The 12719-nt window shown below is 38.3% G+C and carries 3 protein-coding genes; all 3 read right to left on the bottom strand.

Going from position 1 to position 12719, the window contains the following annotated elements; genetic code table 11:
* A partial coding sequence (locus P9B04_RS04510) for a NucA/NucB deoxyribonuclease domain-containing protein (RefSeq protein ID WP_342053805.1) occupies positions 1-741 on the bottom strand: 741 nt, incomplete at its 3' end.
* 51 nt (positions 742-792) lie between these two features.
* The gene (locus P9B04_RS04505; RefSeq protein WP_342053804.1) at positions 793-1383 is read right to left on the bottom strand and encodes a hypothetical protein; all 591 of its coding nucleotides are present in this window, start codon (positions 1381-1383) and stop codon (positions 793-795) included.
* Positions 1384-1434: 51 nt separating this feature from the next.
* Positions 1435-12719, bottom strand: an 11285-nt coding sequence (locus P9B04_RS04500) for a putative Ig domain-containing protein (protein WP_342053803.1), incomplete at its 5' end; no start/stop codon positions are given.

Genomic DNA, 12719 nt, shown 5'->3' with positions numbered 1-12719 from the left:
CCCAGTCGCTTTCACCGAATTCCGGTCGATGCGACATTTTTGCGTCGCTCCCCTTTGTAGGTTAGTGATTCCACCTTTAATTACATTTCCTCGATTACGGGCATAGAATAATTTTAGTCTGTTTCCTTGGCTACCTCGAATTGTGACATCTTGTTCAGCTTTTGGTACTAATTTAAGAGACACTCGACCAGCATTATAGTTTGCCTTACCGCCTTGTACAACGCTATTATAAGGATATTCATCACACCACAGGCCACTGTTACTATCGTAATTACTGGCACATGGCTCTACACCTCTTAACCAAGTTCTTCTATTGTCACCTCCTCTACTCAATAAAGGGGAAATGACTTTAGAACCTAATAAACGACCACTTGGATTATCTATTGTGTAACCAGATCTCGTTAGAGCTTTGATTATATGTTGAGTAGTTTCTGGTAAGTCATGACCTCCCCACACGATAATGGGAACTCCCCATTTATCACTATCAGAGGGAAGGCTTTCTGCTATAGCGTGTCCCCTAGCCAAAACTCCTACAACTGCTAAAGGTAGCAATTGAACAGCAATACTTCCTCTAGTCCCTGCTGTTGCCGTTACCCTGAAAATTTGAGCCGACGATTGAGAAGCTAAAATTGACTGAATTTTTGAAGCAATTGAATTATCTAGTAATGAGGAAAATAACCCTGTTGGGTCAACTGCATTAACTGGATTACCATGAACATAAGGATATTTAGCTAAAGACAACGGTTCAGTTAAAAATCCCTCAAAGGGATCTCTAGCGGTAAATCTGCCAAATTAATCTTTCCAAATCTCTCGCCAGGCATCTATTTGTTCGGGATTGTATTTTTGAAAGATTTTTTCAAATGTCTCTAAATTTGTCCCGATTTCTAAATCACCTTCTTCATCAAATTGTGTGTAATAAGCACCTTCTCGATAACATTCGGCTACTGTCAATATTAAGTTAGTTAAACTCGAAGCATATATTGATGCATCGCATCCATGTGAAGCCCATGCAGACCAAATTGGAGACAAATCTTTCTCCTGTTGATCGCAGATAACATAATAAACATCATGTCCATCGCCATGAAAAATAGTAAGAATATGGCTGTCAAGACTGGGATTTTTTTTAGCCCATTCCCAGCTATTAGACACTTCTAAGGCTAATTCTAAAGGATTCATGATCAAATCATAGTTTCCTAATCTTATATTTCCATCACAAAATTGATAGAGTTCATATACTTCTTTTGGAAGTACAAAAGGAAAATCTTTAGTTATTTCTTCAATTTGTTTATTTCTTAATCCTTGACGTAATTCAGAAATGGCTTCTGGATAGTTGAGTCGTAGCCAACTAATAATTTCTTCTAAAGCTTGGGTCAATTTTGACATTTTTAAGGTAATTAATAAGGAATAAATAGTTAATTGTTAAAATGGTAAGATTTAGCGAATAATATTTCCTTGTCTGTCTTTCCAGAAAGAGTCAGATAATTTCGTTATTGGGACAACTCCATACCACTTATTCAGATAATCCCCTGGTATAACGCCTGCTTGTCTCTGTTTATCATGTTTGATTAAAGCTCCCTGATTTCCAGCTTCAATTCTTGGGACTAATTGAAGAGAAACTAATCCTAAACCCCAGTTCTTTCTTCCACCTTGTTCACTTGAATAAAAAGGATATTCATCACACGATAAGTCATCTTTAATAATATGTATTCCTTGTTTGCTTGCGTTTTCTATATATCTTCTTTTGTCGGGGTTTTTACAGTTTGTCTTATTTCTGAACCATCTTCTGTTTCCATGACCTTCTGGTACTGTAGTATCCCAAGAACTTAAAAGTGGAGTTTTTCCTTCCTGGCTTATGGCACGATAGATATGGTTTGTATGTTTTTCTAGGGGGTTTCCTTGATAGGTTTGTCCAAAAAAGACGATAGGAATACCAGGATCTCCATCTTGATCGCCAGTAACAGCCATTTGTCTAAGTAGACTTTGAGCGTTAGTAAGTTTAACTTGATGAGCGAATATCGTTCCTGCAGCAGTTGATCCTGTTATAGCTGTTGTACCTGCTGTTTGAGCCGCATATGTCTTAAACAAGGACGATGCAGGTAGATATATAGGACGTAGAGAATTAATAATCGCAGACATTTTTGAAGCAACTGAATTATCTAGTGATGAGAAAAATAACCCTGTTGGGTCAACTGCATTAACTGGATTACCATGAACATAAGGATATTTAGCCAAAGACAACGGTTCAGTTAAAAATCCCTCAAAGGGATCTCTAGCAATAAATCTTCCCACACTGGGGTCATAATACCTTGCTCTGAGATAATAATCCTCTAAATTAGCATCATATTGTTCTCCTGTATAGAGATAATTATTAACTGTATCTCCAGATGAATTGAGGACGTTACCATAAGCATCGTAGAGATAAAAATCAGTTACATTACCATCAGCATCTGTTAACGCTCTCGTACTTCCTAATCCATCCACATGATAGAAAGATTCTTCACCATTTCTTGTCTGAGAAATTAAGTCATATCCGTAAACATAAGCCACTTCAACATCACCATCAGCCGTATATTCTTCTAATACCTGAGCGTAGTTACGATTAGCATCAACTAAATAACGAGTTTCTACACCATCCACAATAGATGCTACTCTTACTCCATTGGCATTATATTTATATTCTGTAGAAGTTGTCCCATCCTCTGTTATTATTTCTGCCCCAATCAACCGATTTTCATCATCCCAAGTATAATTTATTTGGTCATCAACCCCTTTAACTTTAGATAGAGTATTTCCATTATTATCATAGGTATAAGTGGTGACTTCTCCATTAGTTTCTTCGGTTAACAACCAATCATTATCATTATAAATATAAGTAGTTAATCCTAATTCAGAATCATAACGACTCAAACGATTACCGATAGCATCATAAGTATAATCAATTGTGTGAACAGTATTTCCATTTGTGATTTTTTCTTGGGTTAATCGATATAAATTATCATAATCATAATTAACAATCCGACCATCTTGTTCTTCTATAGAAATTCGATTTCCAACAGCATCTAAGGTGTATTCATAGCTAGAAATTATGTCTAATTCTTGTTGGTTGTTGGGATCAATTGAGATATTCTTTAAGAAAATTAAGCGATTCAACTCATCATAAGTCCGAATTTCTGCCGTATTATTAGGTAACTCAGTTTGAATTAGATTACCAACAGCATCATAGGTATATTGGGTAACACCATTTGAGCTAGTAACCGTTTCTATTTGATTGTTTAGTGTATAAGTATAGGTAACGGTATCGCTATTAGTAATAACCCCAGTCCGATTACTTGCATCATCATAGGTATAGCGAATAAATTGAGAATCAGGGTTAATTTGTTCAATTAAACGATCTCGAACATCATAATCATAAGTTGTTGTTCCCAATTGATCTGTAATAGTTTCTATTTGACCAGTGAGAGTGTAAGTATATGCAATGGAACTATTATCAGAAAATTCTTTATTAAGTAATCGGTTTAATTCATCGTATTCGTATTTGATCGTATCACCATTAAAGTTAGTAAAAGTGGCTATATTACCGACAGCATCGTAACTCGTTTCTGACTGTTGACCCATTGGTAAAATAGTAGAAATGCGACGATTTAATGCATCATATTCATAGGTCGTAATGTGATTTAAGGCATCTTTAATTTGAATTAAATTACCTGCTAAATCGTAGCTGTATTCGGTTCTTTGTCCAAGTGCATCAACCACTGCGGTTAATCTTCCTTGGGGGTCGTATTCATATTGGGTGGTATTTCCTGCTTGGTCGGTCGTGGCAATTTCTTGTCCTAGCTGATTGTAGGTCGTAGTTATAAAAGTTTCATCATGAAAATGAGTTTCTATGAGACGGTCTACTTGATCGTAGACAAATTCACTCGTATGACCATTAGGATCTGTTTCAGTGAGTAGATTTCCCCAACTATCATAGGTGTAGGTAATTTCATTGTTTAAGCCATCACGAACGAGGGTTTGACGACCAGCAAGGTCATATTCATATTCGGTACGATTGCCATTTTCGTCAATAGAAGCAGTTATTCTACCTAGTTCATCGTATTCAGTTAGGATTCTGGGGTTATCTATTAGAATCTCTGGAGTTTCATCAGGATAAATAACTTCAATTAATCTATCTAAATCGTCATAGGTAAAATAGATTGTTTGACCAGCTTGGTTAGTTTCAGAAATTCGTAAGTTAACATCATTATACGCCGTACTTATAAGTGTGCCATCAGCAAATTCAGTTTCTATTAAACGACCTATTTTGTCATAAATAAATTCGGTTGTCTGATTTCGAGCATCAGTTTCAGTTAATCGTCTTCCCGTCGCATTATAAGTATAAGTAGTTTCATGACCTTCAGCATCACGAACTAAAATAAGACGATCTGCTGCATCATACTCATATTCAGTCCGATTACCTCGTTCATCGATAATAGCTACCATTCGACCAGCTTGGTCGTATTCAGTTTGACTTCTGGGATTATCACTTAAATTTTCAGGAGTATTATCGGCATAAATAGTTTCTATTACCCTTCCCTTAGCATCATAGACAAAATTAGTTTTGTACCCAGCAGCATCAATAGTAACAATTTCTCTTCCCCCTTCATCATAAATGAAACTTTCAAATGTCCCATCAGGGTATATAACCTTAAGAAGCTGACCTTTATCATCATATTCGTATTCTGTGCGACGATGATTATTTACTCCTGCTTCAATAGTAGCAATCCTATTACCCACAGAATCATATTCATACTGAATCACATTGCCTAAAAGTCGAGTTTCAGAAATAACACGACCTTCAGCATCATAAATCCAGCTAGTAGTTTGCGTTTCAATCTTTTCAGCAGTTGTAAACGTTTTAGTTTCACTTAATATGTTGCCATTATCATCATAAGTGTAAATTATATTATTTCCTAGAGCATCAATTTGATTAGTTACTCTACCAAATGAATCGTATTCAAATTGAGTGACTCTACCTTCAGCATCAATTAGCGAAGTAATATTACCTTTAGCATCATAAACTCGTTTTCTAGTTTCACCTTCGGCGTTAGTTTCAGTAAGCAGATTTCCTTTAAGATCATAGGTATAAATGGTAGCGTAACCTAGGGGATTGGTTTTAGTAAGGATATCCCCAAACTTATTGTAAGTATAATAAGTGGTATTTCCTAACGCATCGGTTTCCGTTAACTGATTCCCTTTATCATCATAAGTATAAGTGGTTGTATAACCTTGTTCTCCACTTTCTTCGGTAATAATTGTCTCAGTTAATAAATTATTTTCTTCATCATAAGTCCGTTTAGTTACCTTACCAACCGCATCAACTTCTTGAACTACATTACCCCGTTCATCATAGACATAAATCGTCTCATTCCCAAACACATCTTTAGTGGTTTGTGTCGAATTATCAGGGTCATAAACTAATTCTACTGCTTCCCCATTAACATCAATTACCCTAGATAACCGTCCATCTTCATCATATTCAGTCCTCACCGCTTCCCGATTTAACGGGTCAATAATTGTCTCTAAATAATGTTCTCTTTCCTCATGATAATCAAACTTGGTTTCATTCTCTTCCCTATCAATAACCTTAATTAAATCCCCATTACTATCATATTCATACTGAATAATATTACCCGATGGGTCAACAATTGAGGTAATCCTTCCTTTGGCATCTCTATTAAATTTAACCTCAACCCCTGAATCACTAATTATCCCACTCTCAGAGAAAGTCAGCTTATTCCCATTGGTATCCGTAGCGGTTAATAAATCCCCAGATAGAGCATCAATTTCATAAACAATCCCTTCCCCTGTGGTTAAGGTATATTTTCTTCCAAAATAAGGGTCAATGGGATTATATAAATTAGCAGGAATACCAGCAAATTCCCCTGTTCCTGTACGAATTAATAAGGCATCTTTGACGGTTAAAACATTATTAGAATCCGACTCAGAAACGAATTTAGGATGATATAAACCTGTATCTTCTTGTATGCCTAATCCACCCCCAGCAGCAGCTAAAAAGGCTCCTAATAAGTCTAATTCAGGTTTAAAGGTAAAGGTTTCTCGTTTACCACCAGGAAGGGTAATATAAACTTTATCTCCTTCTCTAAACCCTTTGCCAATAATATCAAAGGTGTCATAATAATCATCTGGCCCTAAACTGGTTCTGAGATTGGTATCCCTAAATTCTAATCGCCATCCATAACCAAAATCATCCCTTTCTTGTGCCGTTAAGGTGTCATAGGTTCGAGTAATACTAATAGGAATACCAGAAACAGGAATAGATAAATCGGTAAAGGATAATTGGAAGTTACCGAGTTTTAAATCTCCTTCAACGTTAATGGTTCTCTGTTCAAAAACAATATTGCCACCAGCATCAACCGCTTTTAATCGTAAGGTATAAGCATCATTTTCTAATAAAGTGGGGTCAAAGACTCCTAAAACATCATTGTCAACAGCTTGGGTTCCTCTAAAGACTTCTTGGAAATCATCACTGCCTAACTTAGCTACTTCTAAAGTGTAATACTGTAAATTATCGTCGTTAACCGTACCAATAATTTCTGTAGGAGAAGTAACGGTATCTTCAGAGAAGGCTGGTAAGTTAATGATAGGGGCATCTTCATCACTAAAATCTAACACTTCAAAAGTAGTGATAGCGGATTGACTATTTCCTGCTGCATCAGTAGCCGTGGCGATCGCTTCAATGGTTCCTACTGTATCAGGGGTAAACGTATATAACCCATTGCCATCAAGGGAAACAGCCTGACCATTAACGGTTAAAGAAAGGGTGGAAACCCCAATATTATCCGTTGCTCTAACATACAAAGTAACCGACTGTCCCAAGTCCACAGGTTGCACAGAAGGGTTAACACGAACGGTTGGGGCTAAGGTATCGGCAACCACTTCTAAAGTAAAAGATTGAGTCACCGTTGCCCCTAGACTGTCTGTAACAGCGATTTCTATAGGATAATTGCCCGTATTTTCAGCATTAGGAGTCCAGCGTACCCGTCCCAACTCATCGATAGTCATACCTGATGGGCCTTGAACTAGGGAATAAGTCAATTTTTCCCCATCCAATTCACGGACATGGAGATCGTAGCGATAGACAGTTTGTGGAGTCGTTACCGTGGGGGGCGTGGTTGAAGTAATAACAGGGGGTTGATTTTGGGGTTGAATGGAAATAGAGAAAGCCTGTACCGTTCCGGCACCATCTGAGTCGATAGCAGCTACAGCGATGTCAAATTGACCCAATTGATCTGATTGGGGTTGCCATTGCACTAAACCTGTGTTCTCATCAATGGTCATGCCTTGAGGATGAGAGAGTAGTTGATAGGTTAAAGCTTCACCATCGGGATCATTAGCGGTCACTTGATAGGTATAACCCTGTTGTAAACCCCCCCTTAACACCGCTTTAGAGGAAATAGTCGGAGCTTGATTTATTCGTTGGCTTTCAACCACTAAAGTATAGGTTTGATTCGAGATGGCCCCTTGAGTATCCCGAACGATAACCTCTACTTGATAGCTACCCACTTGTCCAGTTTGGGGAGTCCAGCGAATTTCTCCTGTGTTCTCATCAATAGTCATACCATCCGGACGAATACCCAAGCTAAAGAAGAGTTGATCTGCTTCAGCATCAGCAGCGATCGCTTGGTAGGTATAAACTTGATCAATCCCTGCTTGAGTTGAGGGAATAGACGATATGAGGGGAGGGATATTTTGTCCTGTGACGGTTAAAGTAAAGGTTTGAGTCACTCGTTGTCCGAGAACATCACTAGCAGCAAGGATAACAGTATGTTCTCCCAGTTGTTGGGGTTGAGGTTGCCAACGAATGGCTCCGGTATCTCCATCAATAACCATACCAGCAGGAGCGGATTCTAACTGCCAGAATAGAGAATGACCATCAATATCTTGAGCAGTAGGAGAATATTCATAAATACGATTTAAGTCAGTAGAGGTGTTGGGAGAAGAGGTAATGACAGGAGAATAGTTAGCAATGGGGGGATTTGATGGTTGAGTGTCGGGACTATCTGGAGTCTCAGGAGGGGGAGAAGGAAGATTCGGAACGCGATTTTGCACCACAACGGTAAACGTTTGGGTAGCGAGTCCCCCTTGACCATCATCGACAGTAAGCTGGACTTGATGTTCTCCCACTTGGTTAATGGTAGGCATCCAAATAATCCGCCCTTCTTCATCGACTATCATGCCATCAGGAGCTTGATCTAGGGTTAGGGTTAAAGGATTACCATCTTCATCGACGGTGACCGGTTGGTAAATATAAGGACGATTGACTGGTGCAAAATTTACAGGAGTCGAAACAATATCAGGGAGACGATTGGGAGTAGAATCAATAACATTAAGGGTTAAATCTTGACGAATTTCTCCTCCTTTTTCGTCTTGAGCAATAATGGTCAAATTCTGCTCACCGAGGTCAGTAGAAGTGGGAGTCCAAGTCAGTAATCCAGTCTTCTCATCAAGGGTTATGTCTGGAATATCGGTGTCTAAGCGATAAGTCAGGATATCTCCATCTGCATCGAGAGCTTTGGCTTGGTATTGGAAAAGTTTGCCTACTTGGGGAGAAATATCAGGGACAGTGGAGGTAAACAGAGGAGGCGTATTAACAGGGTTAAGGGTGACTTTAAAGTATTGGAGATCCGTTTCACCTGAACTATCTTTAGCTGTAACTATCACTTCATACTCAACAGGTTCCGTGGTGGGAACAGTTTGAAATAAAGTTAGACCCCCTTGTGTTACTAAAACGTCCTGAGTTTCAGGGAGTTTGGTTGGTAGCCACTGAATTAATCCAGTTTCGGGATCGATTGTCATTCCTTCGGGTGCAAGGGATAACTCGTAGGTTATGGGATCGTTATCAGGGTCGGTTGCTCTAGCTTGATAGCGGAACCATTCTCCTACTTCTACCTCATTGGTAGGAGGAGTCGTAGTAAAAGTGGGTTTTTGGTTGGGAGGATCTCCTACTTTGTGAATGCCAAAGAAATGAGAGTAAGTTTCTCCATTTCCTATGGTAATGGTATCGATAAAACTACCACTTTCTGGTGCAGTCCCGATAAACCCATTGGGAACCGCTTGACGCACTGTATAAGTTCCAGGTTCAAGGTTATCAAAGGTGAAGTAGTAATTCGTTTGACCAAATGTAGAGGTAGAAGTGTTCTTTTTAGTTACTTGTAAAGGTTCGTCTTGATCTAAAATGCCATTGTTGTTCAAGTCAAGATAAACGGTGATTCCTTCTAAAAGTGGTTCTGTAATGTAACGGAGGTCAAAACCACTAAAGATATCATACATATCGTTGGGGTTACTGATATAAACGACTTCGGGATCTACCTTACGCATTATATCCATCCCCCCTTCTGCAAATCCGAAAGCTAGTAAATTCACACCATCGGCTCTAACATCAGCAATGAGTTGCTCATCAACAGAAATATAACCATCGGACATAAAGAAGATATTAGGATCTCCTGGTAAAGCTTGTTGTAAGTCCCAAGCATTTTGAATCCCACTGGTATCGGAAGCACCACCGCCAATACCACCAGTAATCACTTCTCGAATATCAGCAATGCCATTATTATTACTATCGGTCAAGGGGGTAGTGGTAACTTGTATCCCTTCTAAGGTAGGGTTCATATCAATGACATCTCGTCCAGAGGTGATAATACCAATAGAAATATCCCCTCTTCCTTGAGCAATCATAAATTCACTCAAGGCTAAAATTGAGCCTAATTCCTGATCTAAGGGTGATAAGTTTTGGTTAAAGGCTTCTTCAAGCTCAACGTCACGCCAATTGACGGAACTACCTCCCATGCTACCGGAAACGTCAATAACGAAGAAAATATCAGGTTGTTCCCCAACCACTAAACTACTATCGGGAATACCATTAGCATTGAGGTCTTCAAAGACTAATCCTTGAATCTTACCGAGTACCTCAAAGGTTTCTACTTCCCAAGTTTGAGTATCACTTCCCCCTCGACCATCAGACACTTCAACGCTAAATTGATAGTTTTCCCCTGCTTCTATATCTTCAGCTAACCAAATTAATTCTCCCGTATCTTGATTAATAATGGCACCATTAGGAGATTCTAGGAGACGATAGCGCAGTTCATCTCCATCAGGATCGATACTTTTGAGTTGATAACGATAAATATCTTGATTGAGTCCTAGTTTAGTCTCAGGGAGGCTAACAATGGCTGGACTGCCATTGTCTGGATCAGGAAAGAGACGAAGATTATAGTTTTGAATAGCTTGACCCCCAAGACCATCTTCTACTTGAATTTGAACAGAGAAAGTCCCAAGAGAACCTCTTGAATTATTGGCTGCAGTTTCACCGTCTCCAGGAGTAACAATATCGATGATTTGTTCAAAGGGAAAAATTTGGAATTGATAATCAATCGGTGTAGCGGAACTTCCTCCCTCGACATAGATAGTGTATTCCCCTGTTTCTGGGAGGGTTAAATCAAAGCTATTATCAGGGTCAATGGAGGTGTTTACTAAAGTGTTTTGATTGTTTTGATTGAAAACTTTAATTTGGGCTGAGGTACTTCCTCGGTTAATATCAAAATATAGTCTTTGACTGGCTTCTCCTTCAATCCGATACAGTTTACTTTCTTGTCCAGAAGATAAAGTATCTTCGACAGGAATGTTATAAGAAATGTTTTGAGTTAGACCCAAATTGAGTAGTTGGAAGGCATAATTTTCTTCACTACTACTATCTCCATCTATCAAGACATGATAAATACCACTTTGGGTTAGGTTTAAGATGGGACTATCAGAATACTTAAAATTGTTGTCACTATAAATAGTTTGACCATTAGGATCGACAATCTTCAGGTCTGCTACATTTCCTTTCATCCCATTAAAAAGAATCTGTTCTCCTACTTGAGCATCAAAACTATAGATTTCTGTTGAGCGTCCAGGGCTTAATGTTCCTTCAATGACAGTATTTGAGGGTAATGAATTATAGTTTTGAGAGGTAACATCTGTTGGTAATTCTAAAATTTGGAATTGCCAATTTCCAGTAGTTGAATTATGGTAGCCTGAAGTTTCTAAACTATATTCTCCTGTTTGATCAAGGCGAATTACCCCGTAATCATTACGGGTATCATGATTTTCAAATACATAAGTCCCGTCTGGATTTCTTAAACGGGCGCGAATTTGCCAAGACGAGGTACTCAGCTGATCTAGCCAAATCAATGTACCAGCAGACGCATTGAAAGTATAACTATCCACATCTCCTGCATTAGCAACAGTTCCCGTAACAGTGACATTGGTTCCAGTAATGGGGATGGGTGCAACCGAATTATCCGTAACCTCGAAACTGTAATCAATAGAAGTGTTACTATAAAGAGCGATTGCTAAAGTGTATAATCCATCAGAAGGTAAAGCAACTTGGAAATCAGGCGCATTAAGGTCTGGTTGTTTAAGAACATGATTATTTGGGTCGTATAGAGTCCAATTAATTTGATTGTCCCCCGTTTGTTCTAGCCAATCAAAGCTTAATTGGCTTCCTTTTGTCCCTATAAATTGATACAGTTTCGTTGGATGTTCTTCATCGAGGGTATCAGTAATAGTTTCTCCTGAAATTAAGGGAGTGACAGTTTCAAGATTGCTGAGTTTCACACTGTACTCTCCAGTCGCTTCTTTTTCTCCATCAATTTCTAATCGGTAGGTTCCTGTTTCTATCAGAGTAAAAGGAGTATCATTGTCTGAAGTCGCTTTTGAGAACAATAATTTACCACTGGGAGCGTATAATCGAGCGAAGAGTTGACTATTATCTGTTAAAGTCTCAAGGTAAAATTGCTGTCCTACGCTTCCCTCAAAGGTATAGTTATCTCTTTCTCCTGCTTGACTAATCTCATCTGTAATTAAATCTCCTAAATTTAAGGAAGTTGTTAGAATCTCAGGGGTAGTTAGAGTTAAGGCAAAAGAAGTTTCTTGACTATCACGAATAGCTAAATAGTAAGTTCCCCTTTTCTCTAAAACATATTCAGTATCAGTATCTAATTTTTCTGAAAATAATGATTGTCCTTGAGTATTATAAAGTTGGTAAATATCCTCGTTTTGAGCCGATACAGTCAACCCCTTGAAGTAAAGTCTTTGTCCTTTTAAAGCCTCAAATTGGTAAAGTCTATCTTCTTTCCCAGAAATTTCTATTGGTTCACTAATAGTTGTATTCAAATTAAGAGAAATCGCTTCACTCCAGTCTAATAAACGAAAAGCGTAATTATCTGTGTTCTCATTCGTTCCGTCAACAATTAATTGATAAGTTCCTGTTTCTGTTAAACGAAAACTAGAAACGTCTTTAGCTACATCTTGAGACCAATTTTTTCGACCACTAGGAGACCATAAGGTAGCATCAATATTTTGGTTACTTTCCACTAAACTATCAAACCATAAATGTTGTCCTGCTACCCCATCAAAGGTGTAAGTATCCCATTCTCCTACTACACTAATTGCTGTTTGAATGGATTGATTGAAGAGAATTGAAGTGGTGGTTATTTCCGGAGCAACAAGTTCTAGTTGATAATTATTATTGGTTTGTCCATTACCAAGGAAAGCTAAAGTATAAACTCCAGTCTGAGGTAAAACTAATTCTTTATCTAAATTTAAACCTTGAGAAAAAACTTGTTTTCCATAGAGGTCGTAAAGTTGGAATTGGTTGACAGATGTGCCATCTTGAC

The organism is Crocosphaera sp. Alani8 (assembly GCF_038442745.1).
GTDB lineage: Bacteria > Cyanobacteriota > Cyanobacteriia > Cyanobacteriales > Microcystaceae > Crocosphaera.
The sequence above is the reverse complement of the archived record's forward strand: the minus strand, read 5'-3'. Positions and strand labels throughout refer to the sequence as shown.

Coding starts and splice junctions, on each gene's coding strand:
- P9B04_RS04505 (WP_342053804.1), bottom strand. CDS start 1,383: ATGTCAAAATTGACCCAAGCTTTAGAAGAAATTATTAGTTGGCTACGA.